This window comes from Proluteimonas luteida (assembly GCF_021191695.1).
GTDB lineage: Bacteria > Pseudomonadota > Gammaproteobacteria > Xanthomonadales > Xanthomonadaceae > Luteimonas > Luteimonas luteida.
Genome location: NZ_JAIWPT010000002.1, coordinates 38789 through 62227, shown reverse-complemented (window position 1 = coordinate 62227; position 23439 = coordinate 38789). Strand labels below are relative to the sequence as shown.

The following is a 23439-nucleotide window of genomic DNA, read 5'->3' as shown; positions in this document are numbered from 1 at the left end:
GTTCCTGTTTGTGGGGTCGGCGTTCTGCTGCGGCACCCAGAGGCAGAACGCCCATTTGCGGAACCGGTTTTCCTTCTCCCGCTCGCGGGAGAAGGTGCCCGCAGGGCGGATGAGGCCGCCGTTGGCGCGACGCCTCTGCAGCAGTCGCGACCACCGTGCATAAGTGCCCTCACCCGTGAAGGACGCAATACCCGCCGGCGGGAGAAGTGTCAGGCCATCTCCGGTGGAATCACCGGGACCGGTTCCTTCTCCCGCTTGCGGGAGAAGGTGCTCGCAGGGCGGATGAGGGCGCCGTTGGCGTGATGCCTCTGCAGCAGTCGCGGCCACCGTGCATAAGTGCCCTCACCCGTGAAGGACGCAATGCCCGCCGGCGGGAGAGGGGGCAGGCCATCTCCGGTGGAATCACCGGGACCGGTTCCTTCTCCCGCTCGCGGGAGAAGGTGCCCGCAGGGCGGATGAGGGCGCCGTTGGCGCGAGGTCTCTGCAGCAGTCGCGACTACCGTGCAAAAGTGCCCTCACCCGTGAAGGGCGTAATGCCCGCCGGCGGGAGAGGGGTCAGGCCATCTCCAGTGGAATCATCGGGATCGGTTCCTTCTCCCGCTTGCGGGAGAAGGTGGCCGTAGGGCGGATGAGGGCGCCGTTGGCGCGAGGTCTCTGCAGCAGTCGCGACCGCCGTGCCAAAGTGTCCTCACCCGTGAAGGGCGTAATGCCCGCCGGCGGGAGAGGGGTCAGGCCATCTCCAGTGGAATCACCGGGACCGGTTTTCCTTCTCCCGCTTGCGGGAGAAGGTGCCCGCAGGGCGGATGAGGGCGCCGTTGGCGAGAGGGCGGGACTGCCCCCCGACCAAGCCGCCATCCGCCTGTCCACAAACAGCCGCGCCATGTTGGCAAACCGGTGCCGGATCCCTAACCTCGGTCTGCAATCCGCCAAAGGCGTGGGAATGAGCGAGCGCGTGATCGAAGTCGTCGCCGGTGTCATCACCGACAAACGCGGCCGCATCCTGCTGTCGCGGCGCACCCCCAGCCAGGACATGGCCGGCCTGTGGGAATTCCCTGGCGGCAAGCGCGAACAGGGCGAGTCCCCGGAACAGGCCCTGGCCCGTGAACTCGACGAGGAACTGGGCATCGCCGTGACCGTCGGCGCGCCGCTGATCACCGTGCCGCAGGCCTACCGGCACAAGCGCCTGCGTCTCGACGTCCGCGGCATCGTCGCCTGGCAGGGCACGCCCCGGGGACGGGAAGGGCAGGCATTGACCTGGGTCGCACCCGACAGCCTGTCGCGCTATTCGATGCCGCCGGCCGACCTGCCCGTCGTCGCCGCGCTGCGCCAGCCCGACGCCTGCCTCGTCACGCCGCTCCCGGGCGACGACGATGCCGCCTGGCTGCGCGGCCTCGACGTATCGCTCGCGCGCGGCATCCGCCGCGTCCAGTTCCGCATGCCCGGCATCGAGCCCGCGCGACAGCAGGCCCTGCTCGCCGCCGCCGCCGCGCGTTGCCGCCACCACCAGGCCCAGTTGCTGTTCAACGGCCCTGCGGACATCGCCCGCCCGGCGGGTGTCGGCCTGCACCTGAGCTCGGCCGCGCTGCGCGCGCAGGCATCGCGCCCGGTCGATACCGACACACTGCTGGCCGCCTCCTGCCACGACGCCGACGAACTCCAGCAGGCGGAAACCCTGGGCTGCGACTTCGTCCTGCTTGGCCCTGTGCGCGAGACCGCCAGCCACCCGGGCCAGCCCGGGATCGGTTGGGACGCGTTCTCCGCACTGCGCGAGCGCAGCGCGCTTCCCATCTACGCGATCGGCGGGCTCGGCCCCGCCGACATCCCCGAAGCCCGCGCCCATGGCGCGCAGGGCATCGCCGCGATCCGCAGCCTGTGGGGCGGGTAGGGCGCGGGTCCCGACCCGATGTTTGCGCAGCCGTGGATGCGTGTGGCGGGTCGAGACCCGCCCTATGGCATTTGCGGCGTTTGGCAGGCCATGGGCCGGCCCGGTCAATCCGCCAGCGCCAACCCCCGGTACAGGCCGTTCAGCGCCGCCACCTGCGCGTCCAGCGCCTCCAGCGTGCCGTCGTTGACGATCACGTCGTCGGCGATCGCCAGCCGCTCGCCGCGGCCGGCCTGGGCGTCGATCATGCCCTGCGCCAGCGCGGCGTCGATGCCGTCGCGGTGCAGCAGCCGGGCCAGTTGCAGTTCCACCGGCACGTCCACCACCAGCACCCGCGCGATCCACGGATAGGCGGCGCGGCCGCCTTCGGCCAGCAACGGGATCGCGGCGATGCAGTAAGGTCCCGGCGCCGCCTCGCAGGCGGCCCGCAGCGCGGTGCGCACGCGCGGATGGATGATGGCCTCCAGCCGCATGCGCGCATCCGGATCGATGAAGATGCGTTGCCGCATCGCCGGCCGGTCCAGATTGCCGTCGGCGGCCAGCACGCCCGGGCCGAAGGCCGCGACGACCTCGGCTAGGCCTTCGCTGCCCGGTGCCACCGCCGTGCGCGCCGCCAGGTCGGCATCGGCGACGGACACGCCGCGCCTCTCGAATGCCTGCGTGGCCGCGGTCTTGCCCGAAGCCACGCCGCCGGTCAGGCCGATGATCAGATCGCTCATGGGGGAAGCCCGGGCCGATGACGAGTCAGGGGGTGACGATTCTTCCTGTGGGACGGGTCTCGACCCGCCGTTGCTTGCCTGGCCTGCCTTGGCGGGTCGAGACCCGCCCTACAGGCCTGCGAAGCGCAGGTAGGCTGCGGTCAGGTCGTGCCCCCACATGAAGGTGATCCAGCCGGCGATCGCCAGGTACGGGCCGAACGGGATCGGCGTCGCCCGGTCGCGGCCCTTGACCGCCAGCCAGATCGAGCCGATCACCGCACCGGTCACCGCCGACAGCAGGATGATCGGCAACAAGCCGTTGAGGCCGCACCAGGCGCCCAGCGCCGCCAGCAGCTTGAAGTCGCCGTGGCCCATGCCCTCCTTGCCGGTCGCCTGCTTGAACAGCCACCAGACCGACCACAGGCTTGCGTAGCCGACGATCGCGCCCAGCAGCGCCGGCTTGGCCGGCATGTACAGGTTGTCGAGGCTGGCGATCAGCCCCAGCCACATCAACGGCAGCGTCAACGAGTCGGGCAGCAGCTGGGTGCGCAGGTCGATGCCCGACAGCGCGATCAGAAAGCCCGTCAGCACCAGCGCGCCGAAGCCCTGCCAGCCGAAGCCGAAGCGCCACACGCAGGCGACGAACAGCAGCATCGTCAGCAGCTCGACCGCCGGGTACTGGATCGAGATCGGCGCCTTGCAGCTGCGGCACCTGCCGCGCAGCGCCAGCCAGCTCAGCACCGGGATGTTCTCGTACCACGACAGCTGGTGCCCGCAGTGCGGGCAGTGTGAACGCTCGACGACGATGCCCGGCGGCGGCGGGTCGTAGAGTTCAGGTTCGCCGAGGATCTCGCGGCTGTCGCGCTTCCACTGCCACTCCATGCGCCTGGGCAGGCGCAGGATCACGACATTCAGGAAGCTGCCGACCAGCAGGCCGAAGCCGGCGGCGAGGGGGAAGCCGAGTGCGGGGTTCTGGTCGAGGAACGCCATCCGTCAGCCGACGACCGATGCAAGCTTGAAGATCGGCAGGTACATGCCGATGACCAGGCCGCCGACGATGATGCCGATGAACACCATGATCATCGGCTCGATCAGGCTGGCCAGTGCGTCGACCGCGTTATTGACTTCCTGCTCGTAGAACTCGGCCACCTTGAACAGCATCGTGTCCAGCGCGCCGGCCTCCTCGCCGATGGCGGTCATCTGCACCACCATGTGCGGGAACAGGTTGACTTGCTTCATCGCCATGTTGACCTGGTAGCCGACCGAGACGTCGTCGCGTATTCGGTTGACGGCCTGCTCGTAGACGGTGTTGCCGGTGGCGCCCGCTACCGAGTCCAGCGCCTCGACCAGCGGCACGCCGGCCTTGAATGTGGTTGCAAGCGTGCGCGCGAAACGCGCAACCGCGGCGTTGTGCATGATCTGGCCGACGACCGGAATCTTCAGGATCATGCGGTCGACGAAATGCTGGAAGCGGGGTGATCGCTTGAACAGGAAGATCGTGCCGAAGATGCCTGCAACCACCGCGATCAGGATCACATACCACCAGCTGACCATGAAGCGTGAGGCGGAGACGATGATCTGGGTGAATGCAGGCAGGTCAGCGCCGAAGCCCCTAAAAACCTCCTCGAACTGCGGCACCACGAACACCAGCAGGATCGCGCTGACGATCATCGCCACCGCAATGGTCATCGCCGGGTAGAACAGGGCTTTCTTGATCTTGCCCTTCAGGGTCTCAGTGTTTTCCTTGTAGGTGGCGATGGTGTCGAGCACCGTCTCCAGCACGCCGGCCGACTCGCCAGCCTGCACCAGGTTGCGGTACAGCTCGTCGAACTGCACCGGGTGCTTGGCCAGCGCCTCATTGATCGAAGACCCGCCCTCGATGTCGAGCCGCATCGAGTTGACCATCGTGGCCATGCGGGGATTCTTGTGGCCGCTGCCGATGATCTCCAGCGCCTGCACGATCGGCACGCCCGACTTGATCATTGTCGCGATCTGGCGGCTGAACACCGCGATGTCCTTGGGTGTGATGGTCGCGCCCGCGCTGCCGAACAGCGGCTTGGACTTGACCTTCACCACGCCCGGCTGGATGCCCTGCCGGCGCAGTTCGGCGCGCAGCATGTTGGCGTTCTTGGCCTGCTGTTCGCCCTTCATCTTGACGCCGCGCTTGTCGGTGCCTTCCCAGACGAAGATGTCCAGGGTTACGCCGGCACGGGCGGCGGGCGCGGGTCCCTTGCGCGGGATGGATTTCCTGGCGGCGCTACGTGTGATCGACATGCTGGTATTCCCCCAAGGCCCGACTTCCCCAAACCGGGCGGATCGCCGCATGGTAGCGGGTTGGCGGCAAAAGTGTCAGGTCCCGGCCGCCCCCGTTGCAGGCTGTGACGCAGTTCGCGCCTGGCGCCTGCCCGGAATCCAGTCGGGCCGCTGGAATCAACACCTCTCCCGCCTGCGGGCATTGCGCCCTTCACGGGTGAGGGCGCTCCCCTCAGTCCGTCGTCACCCGGTTCACTTCCGCCAGGCTGGTCAGCCCCTGCCGCACCTTCTCCAGCGCCGACTTGCGCAGGTCGTGGATGCCGGCCTTCTCCGCCACCTCGGCAATCTGCATGGCGTTGCCGCCTTCCAGCACGATGGCCTGGATCTCCTCGCTCATCGGCATCACCTGGTACACGCCCACGCGCCCCTTGTAGCCGTTGGTGCAATCGTCGCAACCGGCGGCCTCGTATAGGGTGAAGCCTTCCCGCACCTGTTCCTCGGTGAAGCCCTCGGTCAGCAGGGCATGGTCGGGCAGTTCCACGGGCTTGCGGCACTTCTGGCACAGCCGCCGCGCCAGGCGCTGGGCGATGACCAGCGTCACCGAACTGGTGATGTTGTACGGCGCAATGCCCATGTTCATCAGGCGGGCGATGGTCTGCGGTGCGTCGTTGGTGTGCAGCGTCGACAGCACCATGTGGCCGGTCTGCGCGGCCTTGATGGCGATCTCGGCCGTTTCCAGGTCGCGGATCTCGCCGACCATGATGATGTCCGGGTCCTGGCGCAGGAACGAGCGCAGCGCCGCGGCGAATGTCATGCCGCGCTTGGTGTTCTGCTGCACCTGGTTGACGCCGGGCAAGCGGATTTCCACCGGGTCTTCCGCGGTGGAGATGTTGCGGGTCTCGTCGTTGAGGATGCCCAGCGCCGTGTACAGTGACACCGTCTTGCCCGAGCCTGTCGGGCCGGTCACCAGCACCATGCCGTAGGGCTTGTGGATCGCGTCGAGGAACAGCTTCTGCTGCGCCGGCTCGTAGCCCAGCTTGTCGATACCCAGCTTGGCCGCGCTGCCGTCGAGGATACGCAGTACCACCTTCTCGCCGAACAGCGTCGGCAGGGTGCTGACGCGGAAGTCGATCTGCTTGGTCTTCGACAGGTTCAGCTTGATGCGGCCGTCCTGCGGCACCCGCTTCTCGGCGATGTCCAGCTGCGCCATGACCTTCAGGCGCGCGGTGATGCGCTGGTTCAGCTTGACCGGCATCTTCGCCGTTTGCTTCAGGATGCCGTCGATGCGCAGCCGCACCCGGTAGTCGGTTTCGTAGGGTTCGAAGTGGATGTCCGAGGCACCGCGCTTGATCGCGTCGATCAGCACCTTGTTGACGAACTTGACGATCGGTGTGTCGTCCTTGTCAGCCGCGTTGTCCGCCTTGCTGGCGTCCTCGTCGCCGCCCACGTCCAGCGTATCCAGCCCGTCGCTGTCGTCCAGGGCATCGCCGAAGCTGTCGGAGGCCTGCAGCCACAGCTCCTGCATGCGTCGGATGCTGTCCTCGTCGACGAGGATCGGCTCGACTGTCAGGTTGGTGTGGAACTTGATCTCGTCCAGCGCCTGGGTGTTGGTCGGGTCGGAGGTGCCGACGAACAGCCGCTGCCCGCGTTTGATCAGAGGCAGCACCGCATGCTTCTGCAGCAGCTCCTCGCTGACCAGCTTGATTGCGCTGGACTGGGTGTCCATCGCCGAGGGGTCGAACAGCGGCATGCCGAACTCGACCGAGTTGGCTGCGGCCAGCTGCGCGGCGGTGACCAGCTTGTGTTCGCGCAGATAGCCGGCCACCTGCTTGCGCGCCGCGGTGGCCTTGTCCAGCGCCTCGCGCGCGGTGGTCTCGTCCAGTGCGCCGTCCAGCACCAGGCGGCGCGCAATACCGGTAATGCCGACCAGATTGGCGGCTGCAACAGCGTTCATGCCAAGCGTCCCCTGTCGAATGGCGCAACTTTACTGCAACCGCGTCCTGTTGCCATTGCCCCTGGCCAAGATAGGGTCCGACGCGACGACACATCGGATGCGGATCGCGTTGGGAAAAGGGGGTAGGTTCACCCTTGATCTGCACCCGCGCGCGGGCGATGTGCGGGGCCGGCGCATCAGGTGGCGAAGTCGCGCGTCGCGGGGCATTGTCGTGGTGCGCAGGGCGCGCACGTAGTCCCGATTGCTGTCGAGACAGAGCAGGAGATAGCGCAGCGCGTGCGGGCGGTAATCTGGGCAGGACATATCCAGGGGGGGGGCGCACGGCCGTCATCCCCGCGAAGGCGGGGATCCGCGGACGTCAACGTATCGGAATCGACGCGCTTGGATTCCCGCCGTCGCGGGAATGACCAGCGCGACGGCGTTTGTCCAGAGAAGGCGACGTTCGCACTGGGCGAGGACGGCCTCACGCCATTCTCGCAGCCAAAAGAAACCCCGCCAAGGCGGGGCTTCCTGTGCAACTCGATCAAGACACACCATTGCTCGTGCCTGACATTCCTTCTTCCCTCAGGAGCAGTGACGTGGTTTGACCCGCGCAGGGATGGACGCCTCGGTCGAGCATGACCAACCCTCGGCCTCATCCCGGGTGATCCGGATCCATGCGCCGTTGATCATCGGGTGGCCGCGAACCACGCACTCGATATGGCCTGTGAAGCCTGAGATGAGGTTGATCTCGCCGCAGCGTGGCGTCTCGCTCGACAAACCGATGTCCTCGGGATCGAAGCTAGTGATGTCTTCGGCCATCAGCTTCGATTCGTACATGCTGCGACCGCCGCTGATGTCCGCCAGCGCAGCGGTCAGCTGGCTTTTAACCACGTAGTCCTGGTACGCCGGCAGCGCGATGGCGGCCAGGATGGCGAGGATCGCGACGACGATCATCAGTTCGAGTAGCGTAAACCCGCGGATGGAGCGCATGACCGGTCTCCCCGTATGACCGATGCTCGGTGATCCATGAGCAGGAAACCCCGCAGAAGCGGGGTTTCCTGTGTGTAGCCTAGGATAAAGGCGTCAGGCCCGGACAGTAAAAAAGAACCTGACCGCGTTGACCCGTGATCAGGTGGCAGGGCAGCCCGAAGGTGCCAAACCGTCGTTTGCAATCTGGCCGCCGGTGATCGAGCAGGTCCAGTTACCCTCTGCGGAGCGAGCCCAAGTCACGACCCCACTTTTCACGCGGGGGTTCACCTGCCCTTCCAGATTGCCAACGATGCTGGCGACGCCAGTTGCGACGGCATAGTTCAGCGTGACGGCGTCTGCTGCGGGGTCGCCGCCCACTGCGGGAGGCTGCCCGAAAATGTTCGAACCCGTATAGCCCGCTTCGGTCAGGGTGAGCGTGGCCTGCCCCCGGTTCATCGCATCTTCCACCGCGGTCTTCAACGCGCCCAATTCGCCAACTGCACGAGTGACCTGCGCACGTGCCACATACTTCTGGTACTGCGGAATCGCAATCGCCGCCAGGATGGCGATGATCGCAACGACGATCATCAGTTCGATCAGGGTAAAGCCCTGCTGCATCTTCTTCATGGTGTCTCCCCTAGGGTGTCGGTATGGATATCACGTGCCCTGAGCTGGCTGGTGCCGGTCCGTGGGCAGCCGTGCGTGGTGCACGTGCAGGGGGAAATACGCACAAGCCGTGCCAATGCCGCTGGACAGTGTTCGATGGCGCTTGTTGCTGGCGCGGTCACACTCCGCGTGCGAAAACCGGCGAAGTTGGGTCAGATTGTGACGCTGGGCGCCACGTCGGGAAGTGACCTTGCCGTTTCGTGTGACGTGGATCACGGCATCATGCGTGGATCGCCGGCAATACCGGCTTGCGGGGCAGCAAGAACGCGGAATCGAAGAGCGGGGTCGGGTTCACTTCGATGCCGGGAAGCGGCGGAACCTCCGAAGCACGAAGACGCAGGCCCACGCTGCTTCCCTATGGCGATGCGGCCTGCCTCGCGGTCCCGATCGGCCTGGCCAACAACGGCAGCACGATGCGGCTCGATGCTGCCGCCGGCAGCTGGACTGCCTCAGGGTCAGGTTCACTTTCTGTCCCGACACCTGCGCGGTCAGGGTCATTGCGCATGGACAGCCAAGCGTCGGAAACGCTGGCGCGCTCCACTTGCCAGACCGGATGTGTCGTTTCAGAGCCTGTGGGCCAATCGCTCCATCAGATCCATGCGTTCATGAGAATTGCCACGACCAATACGGGGGGGCATCCTCGCGCGGTGAAAAACAGGGTCAGGTTGAATCCGACCCCGTTCTTTGTCCTTCTTCATTAGCGCTATACTGATGCCATATACCCCGCACTGGGAGCAAGGTCATGACCATCACTACTGTCTTCATCAACAACCGCACCCAGGCCGTCCGGCTTCCGCGGGAACTGCGCCTGCCTGACGGCGTGCGCAAGGTGGAAGTGCGCGCCAAGGGGCGTGAGCGCATCATCACGCCAGTAGGGGAGGTGTGGGACAGCTTTTTCCTGGCCGGTCCCGTCGTCAGCGACGACTTCATGCCCGAGCGCGCCAGCCAGCAGCAGCCGGAGCGGGAATCGCTCTGATGTTGCGCTACCTGCTGGACACCAACATCGTCATCTACGTGTTGAAACGGCGGCCCATCGAAGTCTTGTCGATCTTCAACGCCAACGCCGGGCGTATGGCGATTTCCTCCATCACTCTGGCCGAGCTTTTGCACGGCGCGGAGAAAAGCGAGCGCGTCAGCCAGAACCTGGACGTCATCGAGGACTTCTGCAGCCGCCTTGAAGTGCTGCCCTATGGTCTCAAGGCCGCCAAACACTACGGCGCCATCCGCGCGGCGCTGGAGAAAGGGGGGCAGCCCATCGGCGTCAACGATATCCATATCGCAGGCCACGCTCGCAGCGAGGGCTTGGTACTGGTCACCAACAACGTGGCGGAGTTCGCTCGCGTCCCAGCGCTGGAAGTGGAGAACTGGGTTTACAAGGCCTGACGAATCCCAGAAGGAAGAACGGGGTCAGGTTTGGTCAGGTTCACTTCGATGCCGGGAAGCGGCGGAATCTTCGAAAAACGAAGACGCAGGCACACACTGCTTCGCTATGGCGCTGCGGCCTGCCTCGCCGTCCCGATCGGCCTGGCCAATAGCGGCAGCACGATCCGGAAGGTGCTGCCCTGTCCTGGCGTGCTGTCGACCTCGATGCTGCCGCCGGCGGCCTGGACCAGGTTGCTGGCGACGGCGAGGCCGAGGCCGGTGCCCTGGCCGCTGGGCTTGGTGGTGAAGAACGGGTCGAGGCAGCGGGCGCGGGTGGCTTCGTCCATGCCGTGGCCGGTGTCGCTGGCGGCGATTTCCAGCTGGTCGGTGCCGCGGGGCGAGACGCTCAGGGTGAAGCGGCCGCCGCCGGGCATGGCCTGGGCGGCGTTGGTGGCGATGCCGAGCAGGATCAGTTCCAGCTGGGCGTGGTCGAAGTGGATCAGGCCGGGGGCGTCGCTGAGCCGCAGGACGAGCTGGATGTCGGGCGGGAAGATCTGGCGCAGCATCGGCTGCATGTCGGCGATGGCGTCGCCGGGGTCGAAGGACTCGAGCCGGGTGACTTCCTGGCGGCTGAAATCCAGCAGGCGGCGGGAGACGGCGGTGGCGCGGCGGGCGGCGGATTCGGCGCCCTGCAGGGCTGCCTTGAGCTGGGCCGGGTCGTCGCTGCTGCGGCCGCGCGCGGCGTAGCCCAGCACCAGGCTCAGCAGGTGGTTGAAATCGTGGGCGACGCCGCTGGCGAGGCGGCCGACGGCTTCGAGCTTCTGCGCGTGCACCAGCTGGTCGCGCTGGCGTTCGCGCTCCTGCATCTCCAGCTGCAGGCGGTCGCGCGAGCGGGCGAGGTCGTTGCTGCGTTTGCGGGCGAGGGCCAGGCTGGTGCGCAGGGCGACCAGCGCCTGGTCGATGACGAAGGCGACCAGCACGATGCCGACCACGGCGCTGATGGCCGTCGTGGCGATGGCGGGGATGGCGAGGGGCCGGAACAGTTGCTGGCTGGCGTCCTGCCAGGCGCCGATGGCGACCAGTGCGGCAAGCCAGGCTACCGCGCCCCACAGCACCGGCCGGCTCAGCAGCACGCCGCCGATCAGCACAGGCACCAACTGCAGCAGTTGCTGCGGCTGCTGCAATGCCAGGCCCCAGTGCAGATAGCCGACGGTGAGCAGCAGCAGGCTGGAGGCGACGAAGCCGCTGGCCGCCCAGGTGAAGGCGCCCCGGCGCAGCAGCACGAACCAGGTCCACAGCAGCACGGTATTGGCGCCGGCCAGCGCGAGGGCGAGGCTGTCGATTGCGCCGCCCATGCGCCACCAGCCCTGCGCGGTCGACAGCGGCTGGTAGAGGCCGGAAAATGCCAGTACCGCCTGCAGCATCGTCGCGTTGCGCAGCTGGGCCGGATCGACCGGAATGGCCTGCCACCAGCCGCGCAGCGTGCCGGCAGTGACGGACGATCCGGGCGGATGCAGGTCGGGCATGGGCGCGGTCGGGAGGGCAGGGCCGCCGGAGCGGCAGAGTATATATAGTGCGGGTAGCGCCAAGGTTCCGGGGAGGGCGGCGCTGCTCCGTCCACCAGGGGATGCCCGATGACAGCTCCAACAGGTACGCGCGCGGCGTGGGTCTTGCTTGCCGCAGGCTGGCTGCTGTGCGCGCCGCCGGTATCGGCGCAGACCGTGCCGGCGGTGTCGCCGGATCAGGCGGCTGTGGTGCGCTGCGAGCGGACGATGATGTCGCAGCCGGCCGAAGCCAAGGCGACCGCCGAAGGACTGCTGGCGCGGTCGCAATTGCCGGCCGACATCCGGCTGCTGGCAACGGCGTGCCTGGCGAACACCGAGTTCGTGCTGGGCAACGGTGAGGCCGGCGAAGCCTTGACCCGGCAGGTGCTGGACCTGCTGCAGCAGCCGGGGATTTCCGATCGCGTCCATCTGACCGGGCAGATCCGGGCCGCAACCCTGCTGCAGCGTGCCGGCCACAGCCCCGAGGCGCTGGACCTGCTGGAGCAGGCGCAGAAGCGCGCCCGGGCGGGCGGCGATACGGTGCAGGAGATCAACACGCTGCAGATGATCACCTACATCCGTTCGGACTATTTCGACGATGCCGCCGGTGCACTGCCCTATCTGCAGCGTGCCTATGACCTGGACCGGTCCCTCAACGAACAGCCGCCGCTGGCGGGTGTCGTGCTGGGTTACGAACTGGGCTACCTGCACCTGCTGCTGGGCGACTACGACACGGCCGACCGGCTGTTCGGCGAGGCCGAGGGATGGGTCGTGCGCTATCCGGAACTGGCCGGAGTGAAACTGCGCATCGCCAGCCATCGTGCCGAGATCCTGCGCGCCCGCGGCGAGCCCGGCCGCGCCCGGCCCGTGTTCGGTGAGGTGCTGGCGCAACAGCGCGCGGCGGGGGACCGGCATGGCGAGGTGGTGACCCTGCAACGGCTGGCGCGCACGGAGCTCGATCTGGGCCGCGCGGATGCCGGCCTGGCGCTGGCGCGCGAGGCACAGGCGCTGGCCGGGCAGGGACGCTACATGGGCGAGTTGCGCGACGGCCTGTACCTGCTGGCGGATGCGGCCACCGCTGCCGGCGATGGCGATGCCGCCGCCGGTTATGCGACGCGTGCGCGCGAGATGGCCCGCGAGCACGAGCGCGAGATCACGGGCCGCAAGCTGGCGCAGATGCAGGCGCAGGTACAGGTGCAGCAGAGCCTGACACCCGGGGCCGTGGCCGCGCGCGAGCGGGCGATGCGCGCGAACTGGCTGCGCAATGGCGCGCTGGCGGTGCTGGCGGTGCTGGCGGCCGGTGCGCTGCTGCTGTGGTGGCGCGGGCGGCGGCGCGAGCGTGCACTGGCAGCGCTGGGCGACACCGATCCCTTGACCGCGTTGCCCAACCGGCGCGGCGCGGACGCCGTGCTGCAGGCGCTGGTCGCGCCCGGTGGTGGCCGCGCCGCGGTGCTGCTGGTCGACATCGACGGCTTCAAGGCCATCAACGATGCCTTCGGCCATGACGTCGGCGACCGTGCCCTGGTCGCCGTTGCCGGGTGCCTGCGCCAGGCCAGCGATGCGGACGATCTGGTCGCGCGCTGGGGCGGCGAGGAGTTCCTGGTGGCGCGCGGGCGGACCACGCAGGCGGCGGCGTTCGCGCTGGCCGACCACCTGCGCCGGCAGGTCGCGCAACTGCACATGGACGACGGCCGTGGCGGGGCGCTGCCGTTGACGGTGTCGGTCGGCGTGGCGTCGCTGCCGTTGCTGTCCGGCGGTGGGGGCGGCTGGCAGCATGCGGTCCGCGCCGCCGACCGCGCGCTGTACGTGGCCAAGCGCGCCGGGCGCAATGCCTGGGCCGGACTGTGGGGGCTGGAGGCCGGCGCCCATGTCGATGCCTTCAGCGTGCTGGACAACCCCGTGCACGCCCTGGCGCAGGGCTGGATCGCGATCGACGGCAACCGGCCGATGGACTGGTCGCAGGCGCGGCCGAAGGCCGGCAAGGCGCCTGCGCGGGAAAAAGAGAAGGCGCCGCAGCGGCCGACCGATACCGGGACGGGGTGACTGTCCGGGTCCGATCCGGCTTGGGTGGACTCGTGCTGCCGTCCGAAGTCGCGACTGTTCAGGACGGTGCGTGATTCCCGAGCGTTGCGACGATGTCGTCGCCGGCTGCAGTCGGGATCGACATTGCCGTCAGGCATGCATCCCGGTAGCGGCGCTCGCGCAGCATGTCGAGTCCCTGGTCGAAGCTGCGTCGGATCGTTTCTCCGTAGGCTTCGTTTGCCTTCGCGAGCGCCCCGGCCGGGATGGGGCCCCAGTTGCGGATCATGAAGGCGAGGTCGATCAGGTCGCGGCTGCGCTGGGAGCGGTCGAGTGCGCGGTCGGCGTTGGCGAGCAGCTTCTCGGCATACATGTCGTCTCGGGAAAGGGTGGGTACACCGAGGCGCGCGTCCTGTTGTCCGGTGATCGCAATCCGGCCTTCGAGTACGAATTCGATGCGGATGGGGACGTCGTCGACGGACAGGAAGGTCGATATCTTGTCGCGTTGGGTGCGGATGTCGCGCGCATAGGCGAGCGGGGTGCGGAGAATGCGGCCGAGCGTGTGCGAAGTGACGGTTTCGCGCAGCTTGCGATAGCCGATGGGGTCCGCACACAGGAAATCGATATCGACCGACTCCCGGTATTCACCCAGTTGCAGGACGATCGCGGTGCCCCCGCCGAAGTAACAGTGCGCCTCCGCCAGAAGATTCGCGTCCAGTGCGGCCAGCACGCGGGCGATGCGCCGATGATGCGGACGTTCAAACATGCAGGACGCCCTTGCCGTAGAGCTGGACGAGGCGGTCGAGCAGGGCGCGTTCGTCGTCATCCATCTGCTCCACGTCGACGAGATCCCAGTAGCGCTCGTAGAGGGCGAGTGCGTCGCGTTCGTCCAGCGTGTCGATGCCCGGCTGGTTCCAGAGCAGGCGCCGCAATTGCGGATATCCGGCGGGTTGGACCTGCGCGGGCCGGACCGCAGGCTCCAGCCCGAGCGCATGCATGGCGGCTGCGTAGGCGGCCATCGCGACACCGGGTTTGCCCTGCTCGATCTGGATCAGTTTCTGGCGTGCGATGCCGGCGCGCCGCGCTGCATCGGCCTGGGTCAGGCCCAGGCGCTGCCGCTCGGCACGCAGCGTGTTGCCGAGCCGGCGGGTGGGTGGCGTGTGAGCGTCAGTGCGCATGTCACGAATATAGGACATGCGGGTCGAATTGTCCTGAATTCCGGACATCCGGCGACGGGGCCGGTAAGCCTCGGACGGCAGCTCAATCGATCCCGAGCTTCTTGAGCTTGTAGCGCAGCGCGCGGAAGGTGATGCCCAGCGCGGAGGCGGTCTTGGTCTTGTTGTAGCGGTTTTCCTGCAATGCCTGCTGGATCGCGGCGCGCTCGATGTCCTCGATGTACGAGGGCAGGGCGGTGCCGGCGGTCTCGTAGGGGCTCATCGTGCGCGGGTCGGGCGGCAGGGTGACGGTCTGCGCGGCCGGGGTGCCGGCTGCGGGCGCCTGGGCCGGTGTGGGGCGCGGGGTGCTGGCGCGGGGCAGGTGCAGGTCGTCGGCATGGATCAGGTCGCCGTCGGCCATCGCCAGGGCGCGTTCGAGGATGTTCTCCAGCTCGCGGACGTTGCCTGGAAACGCGTAGGCCTCGAGTGCGGCGACGGCGTCGTCGGCCAGGCGCGGCGCGGGGCGCTTCATGGCCTGGGCGAGGCGCTGCAGGATGGCGCCCGACAGCAGCGGCAGGTCGCCGGTGCGTTCGCGCAGCGGCGGGACGTGCAGGCCGATGACGTTGATGCGGTAGTAGAGGTCGTGGCGGAAGCTGCCGTTCTCGGTCAGCGCGGCCAGGTCCTTGTGGGTGGCCGAGAGGATGCGCACGTCGACCTGCACCTCGGCGGACGCGCCGACCGGGCGGATGCTCTTTTCCTGGATCGCGCGCAGCAGCTTGACCTGCATCGGCAGCGGCAGCTCGGCCACCTCGTCGAGGAACAGGGTGCCGCCGTCGGCCGCCTGGAACAGGCCGGGCTTGTCGCTGTGGGCACCGGTGAAACTGCCCTTCTTGTGGCCGAAGAACTCGCTTTCCATCAGTTCGGTCGGGATCGCGCCGCAGTTGACCGGGATGAACGGACCGCTGGCGCGTGCGCCCTGCGCGTGGATGGTACGGGCGACGAGCTCCTTGCCGGTACCCGATTCGCCGTTGATGCTGACCGGCGCCTGGCTGCGGGCGACCTTGGCGATGGTGTTGCGCAGGGTGACCATGGCGTCGGAGTTGCCGAGCAGGCGGCTGCCGCTGTCGTCGTGGCCCTGGCTGGCGCGTTCGCCCAGTTCCAGCGCCTGCCGCACCAGTCCGCGCAGGACATGGATGTCGACCGGCTTGCTGACGAAATCGAAGGCACCGGCCTTCAGTGCCTCGACCGCGGCCTCGACGTTGCCGTAGGCGGTGATCATGGCGACCGGGGTGCCGGGGAAGCGGGTGTTGATCTCGCTGATCAGCTCCAGCCCCGAGCCGTCGGGCATGCGCATGTCGGTCAGGCACAGGTCGTAGCGTCCGCCGGCCAGCAATTCGCGTGCTGTGGCCAGACTGGGTGCGGTATCGGTGCGCAGGCCCATGCGGCCAAGAGTCAGGACGAGGAGTTCACGGATGTCGTGTTCGTCGTCGACGATCAGCACGCTTCGCGTTTCGCTCATTAATATTGGCTACGACAGCGGATTCGATGTGACGAATTGTGACAGCTTTTGCCCCGGGTGACGAGGTTGGAAGGGTGGGAAAAGCGGGTTCTTCGCTGTGCGCGGGATGGCGGTTCAGGTGCACGGGATACGCGAATCCGACCGTGCCCAGGACGGGGTCCGGTCGGATTCGCCGCGTCGGGCCTGGCGGGTCGAGACCCGCCCTGCCGTCGCTTCCGGGCATCCCGGGTTCCCGGCCCGCGCAGGCACTTTCGCGCGCCAACGCCGGGTTTCAGCCCTGCAGCAGGCTGTGCCGGGCCGGCAGATGCACGCGGAAACAGGCGCCGCCGCCGGGCACCGCGACGTACTCGACATGCCCTTCGTTGGCGCGGCACAGCTCGTGGGCGATGTACAGGCCCAGGCCGGTGCCGCTCTCGGAGGTGGTGAAGAACGGCCGGAACAGCTGCGCCGCGACGGCGTCGGGGATGCCGGGGCCGCGGTCGAGCACGCTGATCGTCGGCCACTCGCCTTCCTGCTCGATGCGGATGGTGATGCGCGCCGGTTCGCCCGGCATGCGGCCGTAGCGCACGGCATTGTTGACCAGCGCGGTCAGCACCTGCTGCAGGTGGCGCGGGTCGAACACCACCGGCAGCGCGCCCAGGTCGCTGGCGACCTTCAGCTCGGCGTTGTCCGCGGTGACGATCAGCCGGTAGTCCTGCACGAAGGCGTGCGCGGCGGCGACCAGGTCGATCTGCTCGGGGCGCGCGCGTTCGCGCCGTGCCAGGCCCAGCACGCTCTCGACGATGCCGTTGGTGCGCAGGCACTGCTGATGGATGATCTGCAGCAGGCGGCGGTCGCCTTCACGGATGTCCTGCGATTCCTGCAGCAACTGGGTGGCGTAGCTGATCGCGGCCAGCGGGTTGCGGATCTCGTGGGCCAGGCTGGCCGAGAACCGGCCCATCGTCGCCAGGGTCAGCGATTCGGCGCGGCGCGAAACCAGCGAGGTGTCGTCGAGGAACACCAAGGTGCTGTCGCTGTTGGCCAGCAGCCGCACGAAGCGCGGCAGCACCTCGCTGTGGTCGCGCAGGGCCAGCGGCGCGGTGTCGGTGTCGCCGCTGCGCATCCATTCGGCCATCCGCATCGCCAGCGGCGGGGACAGCTGCGACAGGGGGCGGCCGTGCAGGTCGTCGGCGCCGGGCTCGCCGTCGCCGCCGATCAGCAGCAGGGCGGCCTCGTTGGCCAGGCGGATGTGGCCGGAATCGTCGACCAGCAGTACGCCGGTCTGCATGCGGCGGATGATCAGTTCGTTGATCTCGGCCATGTTGGCCGCCTCGGCGCCGCGCCGGTCGGCCAGCTCGTGGGTCTCGCGGACCTGCTTGCCGAGCTGGCGGGTCAGCGACGCGGCGGCGAAGAAGCCCACCGCGAACATCAGCATCTCGGCCAGAGGCCGGTCGAAGGTGCCGGTGGCCAGGGCGCCGATGATGCGCTCGGCGGCCAGCGCCAGCGACGCGCCCGCGGCGATGAGCATGCTGGCGCGCAGCGAGACGAACAGCGAGGCGGCGCCGATGTTGAACAGCAGCAGCAGGGCCACGCCCGGGGCGATGTCGGGCACCGCGTGGGTGATCGCCGCGGCGACCAGGATGTCGACCATGACCCCGATGGCCGCATGCGCGGGGTAGTCCGGCGGCTGGCTGCGCGCATGCAGCAGCAGGCCGATCGAGGCGATCAGGTAGCCGATGCTGACCGAGATCGCGGCCGGGGCGTTGACGATCTTGCCCATGGTCTCGCCGAACGGGCTGAACACCAGCAGCGCCAGCAGCGCGGCTTCCAGCACCCGGTACAGCGCGAACAGCGCCAGTTCGCGCTGCATGTGCTGCGGGGACATCGCGTGGACGGTGAGCAGGGCCAAGGCACATCCGCGGGCCGGGGTGGGGAACGAGTATAGGGCGGCTCCGGAGGCCGGGTGGTCCCGGTTTTGCCCGCGGCCCGCGCATGCGAGACAATGGGCGGCCCCGTCGGCCCCGCGCGCTGCGCACCGCCGGCCGGCGACACTTCCCTCCCGTACGGACCCCACATGAACTTCCACGAATATCAGGCCAAGCAGCTGTTTGCCGATTACGGCATCGCAGTACCCGCCGGGCGCGTCGCGCGCTCGCCCGAGGAGGCGGTCGACGCCGCCAAGGCGATCGGTGGCGACTTCTGGGTCGTCAAGGCGCAGATCCACGCCGGCGGCCGCGGCAAGGCGGGCGGCGTCAAGCTGGCGCGGACGCTCGACGAGGTGCGCGACCATGCCGACGCGATGCTCGGCACGACGATGGAGACCTACCAGTCGGCCGGCGTCGCGCTGCCGATCGATTCGGTGCTGGTGACCCAGGCCACCGACATCGACAAGGAGCTGTACCTGTCGGTGCTGGTCGACCGCAGCAGCCAGTCGATCACCTTCATCGCCTCGAGCGAGGGCGGCGTGGACATCGAGCAGGTGGCCGCCGAGACCCCGGAGAAGATCCAGAGCCTCAACGTCAACTTCGTGCAGGGCCTGCAGCCCTACCAGTGCCGCGACATCGGCTTCGCCCTGGGCCTGACCGCCAAGCAGGTGGGCCAGCTGAGCAAGATCATGCTGGGCCTGTACAAGCTGTTCAACGAGAAGGACCTGGCGCTGGTCGAACTCAACCCGCTGGCGATCCTGACCGACGGCAACCTCGCGGTGCTCGACGGCAAGGTCAATTCCGACGACAACGCCAGCTTCCGCCATGCGGACCTGGTCGCGATGCGCGACATCCGCCAGGAGGACGAGACCGAGGTCAAGGCCAGCCAGCACGACCTCAACTACGTGACGATGGACGGCAACATCGGCTGCATGGTCAACGGCGCGGGCCTGGCGATGGCGACGATGGACGTGATCAAGCTGGAAGGCGGCGAGCCGGCCAACTTCCTCGACGTCGGCGGCGGCGCGACCAAGGAGCGCGTGACCGAGGCGTTCAAGCTGATCCTCTCCAGCGACAAGGTCGAGGCGATCTTCGTCAACATCTTCGGCGGCATCGTCCGCTGCGACATGATCGCCGAGGGCATCATCGGCGCGGTCAAGGAAGTGGACGTCAAGGTGCCGGTGGTCGTGCGCCTGGAAGGCACCAACGTCGACAAGGGCAAGGAGCTGCTGAAGAACTCCGGCCTGGCGATCGAGTCGGCCGACGACATCAACGACGGCGCGAAGAAGGTCGTCGCCGCGGCGAAGAAGGCGGCCTGACGGACGCTGCGGCGTTCGCTGCCGCTCGATTCGACATCTCGTCCTTCTCCCGCATGCGGGAGAAGGTGCCCGAAGGGCGGATGAGGGCGCTTTTTCGAACAGCGGCCCTCACCCCAACCCCTCTCCCGCACGCGGGAGAGGGGCTCAAGACCAGGAAAATTTCATGAGCGTTTTGATCAACAAGAACACCAAGGTGATCGTGCAGGGCTTCACCGGCCAGCAGGGCACCTTCCACGCCGAGCAGATGCTCGACTACGGCACCAAGGTCGTCGGCGGCGTGACCCCGGGCAAGGGCGGCACCGAGCATCTCGGCCTGCCGGTCTTCAACACCGTCAACGACGCGGTCACCGAGACCGGCGCCGACGCGTCGGTGATCTACGTGCCGCCGCCGTTCGCGGCCGACGCGATCCTCGAGGCGGCCGATGCCGGCATCAAGGTCATCGTCTGCATCACCGAGGGCATCCCGGTGCTGGACATGCTGCGGGTCAAGAAGACGCTCGTCAGCACCTACCCGGACGTGGTCCTGGTCGGGCCGAACTGCCCGGGCGTCATCACGCCGGGCGAGTGCAAGATCGGCATCATGCCGGGCCACATCCACAAGCCGGGCAAGGTCGGCATCGTCTCGCGCTCGGGCACGCTGACCTACGAGGCGGTCAAGCAGACCACCGACGCCGGCCTCGGCCAGTCGACCTGCATCGGCATCGGTGGTGATCCGATCAACGGCACCAACTTCATCGACGCGCTGAAGCTGTTCCAGGACGATCCGCAGACCGAGGGCATCATCCTGGTCGGCGAGATCGGTGGCAGCGCCGAGGAGGAAGCGGCCGAGTTCATCGCCGAGTACGTGACCAAGCCGGTCGTCGGCTTCATCGCCGGTGCGTCCGCCCCGAAGGGCAAGCGCATGGGGCATGCGGGCGCGATTGCGTCCGGCGGCACCGGCACCGCCGAGGGCAAGTTCGCCGCGCTGGAGAAGGCGGGCGTGACCACGGTGAAGTCGCCGGGTGACCTGGGCGCGGCGATCGCCAAGCGCCTGAACGGCTGATCCAGCCGGTTGTCGTGGGATCCGGAAGGCCGCCGCAGGGCGGCCTTCTGCTGTCGGGGCTTTGCGAAGGGCGGCCCTCACCCCAACCCCTCTCCCGCACGCGGGAGAGGGGCTCGCCGAAAGTGGGCGGATGCTTTGAAGTCCCTCTCCCGCACGCGGGAGAGGGGCTCGTCAAAAGTGGGCGGATGCTTTGAAGTCCCTCTCCCGCACGCGGGAGAGGGGCTCGTCGAAAGTGAGCGGGTGCTTTGAAGCCCCTCTCCCGCGTGCGGGAGAGGGGTTGGGGTGAGGGCGCCGTTCGCGGCAATCGACGACAGCGATATCGGAGTTTTCCGAAAGCCATCCACGCCCGGCGCCTGCAATCTCGGCAGCAGGACGGATGCGGAGCGCAAGGATGCGCGATCGGGCCAAACTGCAGTTCGCACGCAGTCTGCGGCGAGAGATGACCGACGCCGAGCGCCTGCTCTGGTACCACCTGCGCAACCGGCAGCTGATGGGCGTGAAGTTCCGGCGGCAGCATCCGGTCGGGCCGTTCGTGGTGGATTTCCTGAGCCTGGAGGCGCGCCTGGTCGTCGAGGTCGACGGGTCGCAGCATTCGGCGGGCGTCGACGCTGGCCGCACCCGTTTCCTGGAACGCCGCGGCTTCAGGATGCTGCGCCTGTGGAACCACGACGTGCTGGTGCGGACCGAGCAGGTGCTCGAGGCGATCCACGCCGCGCTTGCCGCGCCTCCTCCACGACGACATTGACAGTGCGCATCGGCATGCGCATATTTGACGCGCATCCAACATGGAGCCTGCCGTGCGTGGTCGGGACGAACAGGCCGGATACACCAAGCGTCCGGCCAACCTGAGTATCAATGCCGCGTTGCTGGACGAGGCCAAGGCGCTGCAGATCAACCTCTCCGCGACGCTGGAGAAGGCGCTGGAGGCCGAGGTGCGGGCGCGCAGGCGCGAGCGCTGGCTGGAGGAGAACCGTGAGGCGATCGAGGGCTACAACGCCTGGGTGGCCGAGAACGGCGTGTTCAGCCCGATGTTCCGGAATCGCTGATGCACCAGTTCGGTGTCTACCGGAACCGCAACGACCAGACCCGTTCGCTGTATCCGCTGCTGCTCAACGTGCAGAGCGACCTGATCGAGGAAACCGGCACCCGGGTCGTCGTGCCGATGGTTGCCGTCGTCCGCGGCCGCCGGCCGCCGGCGATCTCGTCGCTCGCGCCGATCGTCGACGTCAACGGCCGGCCGCACGTACTTGCCGTCCCGTTGCTGGCGGCGACCGAGGTGGCGGACCTCGGCGCGCGCGAGGCGGACCTGTCCAGCGAGCGCGCGACCATCCTGGCGGCGCTCGACCTGCTGATTTCCGGAATCTGAAATGACCCAGACCCTGCGTATCGCCCTTGCCCAGTTCGATTTCCCGGTCGGGGCGGTCGAGTCGAATGCCGAGCGCATCGCGCTGATGATCAAGGAGGCGCAGGTCGAGTACGGCGCCGACATCGTCGTGTTCCCGGAACTGGCGATCAGCGGCTATCCGCCCGAGGACCTGCTGATGCGGCCGTCGTTCCTCGTCGACTGCGAGGCCGCGCTGATGCAGGTCGCCAAGGACGTCAAGGACATCGTCGCGATCGTCGGATGGCCCGAGACCGCCGGCAGCGTGCTGTACAACTCGGCCAGCGTGCTGCGCGACGGCAAGGTCGAGCGCACCTACCGCAAGCGCGAGCTGCCGAACTACAACGTGTTCGACGAGCGCCGCTATTTCCATGTCGATCCCGACGGCGGATCGTGCGTGTTCGAGGTCAAGGGCGTTCCGGTCGGGCTGATCATCTGCGAGGACCTGTGGTTCGCCGAGCCGCTGCACGATACCGTCGCCAGCGGCGCGGAGGTCGTGCTGGTGCCCAATGCCTCGCCCTACGAGCGCGGCAAGCACCGCCAGCGCGATGCGCTGCTGGCCGAGCGCACGCGCGAGAACCACGTCGCGCTGGCCTATCTCAATGTCGTCGGCGGCCAGGATGCGCTGGTGTTCGACGGCGCCTCGGTGGTGGCCGATGCCGACGGTACCGTGCATCCGGCGGCGGTCGCCTTCGACGACCAGTGGCTGGTGGTCGACTACGACGCCGAGCGGCGTGCGTTCGCGCCGCTGGTCTGGGTCGACGACGGCGACGAGAGCATGGACGCGCTGGCCTGGCGCGCGGTGGTGCGCGGGGTGCGCGACTACTGCTTCAAGAACGGGTTCTCGAAGACCTGGGTCGGGCTGTCGGGCGGCATCGACTCGTCGGTGGTGCTGGCGATCGCGGTCGATGCGCTGGGCGCGGACAACGTCACCGCGGTGCGCATGCCCTCGCGCTATACCGCGAACCTCAGCAACGACCTCGCCGCCGAGCAGTGCCAGGCGCTGGGCGTGCGCATGCTGACCATTCCGATCGAGGCGCCGTTCCAGGGCTTTCTCGATGCGCTGGCCGAAGACTTCGCCGGTACCGAGGTCGACGCCACCGAGGAGAACCTGCAGTCGCGCACGCGTGGCGCGATCATGATGGCGCTGTCGAACAAGCACGGCGGCCTGCTGCTGACCACCGGCAACAAGAGCGAGTACGCGGTCGGCTACACGACGATCTACGGCGACATGTGCGGCGGCTACGCGCCGATCAAGGACCTGTACAAGACCGAGGTCTTCGGGCTGGCGAAGTGGCGCAACACGGTCGGTGGCGCGCCGGTGATTCCGCCGGCGGTCATCGATCGCCCGCCGTCCGCCGAACTGCGCGCCAACCAGCTCGACCAGGATTCACTGCCGGCCTACGACGTGCTCGACGCGATCCTGCGGCGCTTCGTCGACGAGGAGGCCTCGCGCGACGAGATCGTCGCCGCCGGCTTCGACGCGCAGGTCGTCGACCGCATGCTGCGGCTGGTGCGGACCAGCGAATGGAAGCGTCACCAGGCCGCGCCGGGACCGAAGATCTCGCGGCGGGCCTTCGGGCGCGAGCGCCGCTACCCGATCAGCAACCGTTATCCGGGCTGACGAGTCGGCCTGATCCCGCGTGGGCCGGCCTCATGCGGTCGACGTGCACGGCACCGGAATCACGAGGCGTCGGGGGCGTGGCCCCGACCTACGGCGACCGGGACGGTACGCCTGCCGCGCCCGCTTTGGCATGATGGCGGGCGATCCATCACGACCACAGGCACGAC

The 23439-nt window shown here is 68.0% G+C and carries 21 protein-coding genes; 10 read left to right on the top strand and 11 right to left on the bottom strand.

The annotated features are described in order from the left end of the window. Positions 1–940 precede the first annotated feature (940 nt). Positions 941–1885: a Nudix family hydrolase gene (locus LDO26_RS02270; protein WP_255681944.1), complete on the top strand. Its 945-nt coding sequence runs from the start codon at positions 941–943 to the stop codon at positions 1883–1885. Between the two features lie 104 nt (positions 1886–1989). Here LDO26_RS02270 and coaE read toward each other — a convergent pair whose 3' ends face one another. From coaE to LDO26_RS02235, 6 genes are all read right to left on the bottom strand, one after another. Continuing rightward, a complete protein-coding gene (gene coaE, locus LDO26_RS02265; protein ID WP_232129454.1) occupies positions 1990–2601 on the bottom strand; it encodes a dephospho-CoA kinase in 612 nt (203 codons plus the stop codon). 108 nt (positions 2602–2709) lie between these two features. Beyond that, on the bottom strand, positions 2710–3570 hold the full coding sequence (locus tag LDO26_RS02260; protein ID WP_232129453.1) for a prepilin peptidase: 861 nt from the start codon (positions 3568–3570) through the stop codon (positions 2710–2712). Between the two features lie 3 nt (positions 3571–3573). Beyond that, the gene (locus LDO26_RS02255; protein ID WP_232129452.1) at positions 3574–4854 is read right to left on the bottom strand and encodes a type II secretion system F family protein; all 1281 of its coding nucleotides are present in this window, start codon (positions 4852–4854) and stop codon (positions 3574–3576) included. Positions 4855–5065: 211 nt separating this feature from the next. Further along, positions 5066–6787 (bottom strand): type IV-A pilus assembly ATPase PilB, encoded by a 1722-nt coding sequence (gene pilB, locus LDO26_RS02250; RefSeq protein WP_232129451.1) that lies wholly within the window; start codon positions 6785–6787, stop codon positions 5066–5068. Between the two features lie 564 nt (positions 6788–7351). After that, a complete protein-coding gene (locus LDO26_RS02245) occupies positions 7352–7759 on the bottom strand; it encodes a pilin (RefSeq protein WP_305068817.1) in 408 nt (135 codons plus the stop codon). Between the two features lie 138 nt (positions 7760–7897). Beyond that, entirely contained in the window at positions 7898–8365 is a 468-nt protein-coding gene (locus tag LDO26_RS02235) for a pilin (protein WP_232129450.1), read from the bottom strand. A gap of 781 nt (positions 8366–9146) precedes the next feature. On the opposite strand from LDO26_RS02235, the gene vapB reads away from it, so the two are divergent. Together vapB and vapC are read left to right on the top strand one after the other, a co-directional pair. Next, complete coding sequence (gene vapB / locus LDO26_RS02230; protein WP_232129449.1) at positions 9147–9380, top strand: type II toxin-antitoxin system VapB family antitoxin; 234 nt, start codon at positions 9147–9149, stop codon at positions 9378–9380. Next, positions 9380–9787: a type II toxin-antitoxin system tRNA(fMet)-specific endonuclease VapC gene (gene vapC, locus LDO26_RS02225; protein WP_232129448.1), complete on the top strand. Its 408-nt coding sequence runs from the start codon at positions 9380–9382 to the stop codon at positions 9785–9787. Before vapB ends, vapC begins: the two co-directional genes overlap by 1 nt. 104 nt (positions 9788–9891) lie before the next feature. Here the strand turns inward: vapC and LDO26_RS02220 are convergent, their stop codons facing one another. Further along, a complete protein-coding gene (locus LDO26_RS02220) occupies positions 9892–11292 on the bottom strand; it encodes a sensor histidine kinase (protein WP_232129447.1) in 1401 nt (466 codons plus the stop codon). A 108-nt stretch (positions 11293–11400) separates the two neighbouring features. On the opposite strand from LDO26_RS02220, the gene LDO26_RS02215 reads away from it, so the two are divergent. Then, complete coding sequence (locus tag LDO26_RS02215) at positions 11401–13353, top strand: GGDEF domain-containing protein (protein ID WP_232129446.1); 1953 nt, start codon at positions 11401–11403, stop codon at positions 13351–13353. 58 nt (positions 13354–13411) lie between these two features. Here LDO26_RS02215 and LDO26_RS02210 read toward each other — a convergent pair whose 3' ends face one another. The 4 genes from LDO26_RS02210 to LDO26_RS02195 all read right to left on the bottom strand — a co-directional run bounded on the left by LDO26_RS02210 (position 13412) and on the right by LDO26_RS02195 (position 17866). After that, positions 13412–14095 carry a nucleotidyl transferase AbiEii/AbiGii toxin family protein gene (locus tag LDO26_RS02210; RefSeq protein ID WP_232129445.1) on the bottom strand — a complete coding sequence of 228 codons (684 nt, stop codon included), beginning with the start codon at positions 14093–14095 and terminating at the stop codon, positions 13412–13414. Continuing rightward, complete coding sequence (locus LDO26_RS02205) at positions 14088–14525, bottom strand: helix-turn-helix transcriptional regulator (RefSeq protein WP_232129444.1); 438 nt, start codon at positions 14523–14525, stop codon at positions 14088–14090. The genes LDO26_RS02210 and LDO26_RS02205 overlap by 8 nt, the downstream gene beginning before the upstream one ends. 64 nt (positions 14526–14589) lie before the next feature. After that, positions 14590–16002, bottom strand: a complete 1413-nt coding sequence (locus LDO26_RS02200) for a sigma-54-dependent transcriptional regulator (protein ID WP_232129443.1) — start codon at positions 16000–16002, stop codon at positions 14590–14592. A gap of 271 nt (positions 16003–16273) precedes the next feature. Beyond that, positions 16274–17866 (bottom strand): sensor histidine kinase, encoded by a 1593-nt coding sequence (locus LDO26_RS02195; RefSeq protein ID WP_232129686.1) that lies wholly within the window; start codon positions 17864–17866, stop codon positions 16274–16276. A gap of 189 nt (positions 17867–18055) precedes the next feature. Here LDO26_RS02195 and sucC point away from each other — a divergent pair, with 189 nt between their 5' ends. From sucC to LDO26_RS02165, 6 genes are all read left to right on the top strand, one after another. Continuing rightward, positions 18056–19225 (top strand): ADP-forming succinate--CoA ligase subunit beta, encoded by a 1170-nt coding sequence (gene sucC / locus LDO26_RS02190; RefSeq protein WP_232129442.1) that lies wholly within the window; start codon positions 18056–18058, stop codon positions 19223–19225. A gap of 163 nt (positions 19226–19388) precedes the next feature. Further along, the gene (sucD, locus tag LDO26_RS02185; RefSeq protein ID WP_232129441.1) at positions 19389–20267 is read left to right on the top strand and encodes a succinate--CoA ligase subunit alpha; all 879 of its coding nucleotides are present in this window, start codon (positions 19389–19391) and stop codon (positions 20265–20267) included. A 391-nt stretch (positions 20268–20658) separates the two neighbouring features. After that, a complete protein-coding gene (locus tag LDO26_RS02180; protein WP_232129440.1) occupies positions 20659–21012 on the top strand; it encodes an endonuclease domain-containing protein in 354 nt (117 codons plus the stop codon). A gap of 52 nt (positions 21013–21064) precedes the next feature. Continuing rightward, positions 21065–21313, top strand: coding sequence for a type II toxin-antitoxin system CcdA family antitoxin (locus LDO26_RS02175; protein ID WP_232129439.1), 249 nt, complete (start codon positions 21065–21067; stop codon positions 21311–21313). Continuing rightward, positions 21313–21633, top strand: coding sequence for a CcdB family protein (locus tag LDO26_RS02170; protein ID WP_232129438.1), 321 nt, complete (start codon positions 21313–21315; stop codon positions 21631–21633). The genes LDO26_RS02175 and LDO26_RS02170 overlap by 1 nt, the downstream gene beginning before the upstream one ends. Before the next feature lies 1 nt (position 21634). Then, on the top strand, positions 21635–23272 hold the full coding sequence (locus LDO26_RS02165; protein WP_232129437.1) for an NAD+ synthase: 1638 nt from the start codon (positions 21635–21637) through the stop codon (positions 23270–23272). Positions 23273–23439 lie beyond the last annotated feature (167 nt).

Bases quoted from the DNA above. Each gene is read 5' to 3' on its own strand.
- LDO26_RS02270 (WP_255681944.1), top strand. From the start codon at position 941: ATGAGCGAGCGCGTGATCGAAGTCGTCGCCGGTGTCATCACCGACAAA.
- coaE (WP_232129454.1), bottom strand. From the start codon at position 2,601: ATGAGCGATCTGATCATCGGCCTGACCGGCGGCGTGGCTTCGGGCAAG.
- LDO26_RS02260 (WP_232129453.1), bottom strand. From the start codon at position 3,570: ATGGCGTTCCTCGACCAGAACCCCGCACTCGGCTTCCCCCTCGCCGCC.
- LDO26_RS02255 (WP_232129452.1), bottom strand. From the start codon at position 4,854: ATGTCGATCACACGTAGCGCCGCCAGGAAATCCATCCCGCGCAAGGGA.
- pilB (WP_232129451.1), bottom strand. From the start codon at position 6,787: ATGAACGCTGTTGCAGCCGCCAATCTGGTCGGCATTACCGGTATTGCG.
- LDO26_RS02245 (WP_305068817.1), bottom strand. From the start codon at position 7,759: ATGCGCTCCATCCGCGGGTTTACGCTACTCGAACTGATGATCGTCGTC.
- LDO26_RS02235 (WP_232129450.1), bottom strand. From the start codon at position 8,365: ATGAAGAAGATGCAGCAGGGCTTTACCCTGATCGAACTGATGATCGTC.
- vapB (WP_232129449.1), top strand. From the start codon at position 9,147: ATGACCATCACTACTGTCTTCATCAACAACCGCACCCAGGCCGTCCGG.
- vapC (WP_232129448.1), top strand. From the start codon at position 9,380: ATGTTGCGCTACCTGCTGGACACCAACATCGTCATCTACGTGTTGAAA.
- LDO26_RS02220 (WP_232129447.1), bottom strand. From the start codon at position 11,292: ATGCCCGACCTGCATCCGCCCGGATCGTCCGTCACTGCCGGCACGCTG.
- LDO26_RS02215 (WP_232129446.1), top strand. From the start codon at position 11,401: ATGACAGCTCCAACAGGTACGCGCGCGGCGTGGGTCTTGCTTGCCGCA.
- LDO26_RS02210 (WP_232129445.1), bottom strand. From the start codon at position 14,095: ATGTTTGAACGTCCGCATCATCGGCGCATCGCCCGCGTGCTGGCCGCA.
- LDO26_RS02205 (WP_232129444.1), bottom strand. From the start codon at position 14,525: ATGTCCTATATTCGTGACATGCGCACTGACGCTCACACGCCACCCACC.
- LDO26_RS02200 (WP_232129443.1), bottom strand. From the start codon at position 16,002: ATGAGCGAAACGCGAAGCGTGCTGATCGTCGACGACGAACACGACATC.
- LDO26_RS02195 (WP_232129686.1), bottom strand. From the start codon at position 17,866: ATGTCCCCGCAGCACATGCAGCGCGAACTGGCGCTGTTCGCGCTGTAC.
- sucC (WP_232129442.1), top strand. From the start codon at position 18,056: ATGAACTTCCACGAATATCAGGCCAAGCAGCTGTTTGCCGATTACGGC.
- sucD (WP_232129441.1), top strand. From the start codon at position 19,389: ATGAGCGTTTTGATCAACAAGAACACCAAGGTGATCGTGCAGGGCTTC.
- LDO26_RS02180 (WP_232129440.1), top strand. From the start codon at position 20,659: ATGCGCGATCGGGCCAAACTGCAGTTCGCACGCAGTCTGCGGCGAGAG.
- LDO26_RS02170 (WP_232129438.1), top strand. From the start codon at position 21,313: ATGCACCAGTTCGGTGTCTACCGGAACCGCAACGACCAGACCCGTTCG.
- LDO26_RS02165 (WP_232129437.1), top strand. From the start codon at position 21,635: ATGACCCAGACCCTGCGTATCGCCCTTGCCCAGTTCGATTTCCCGGTC.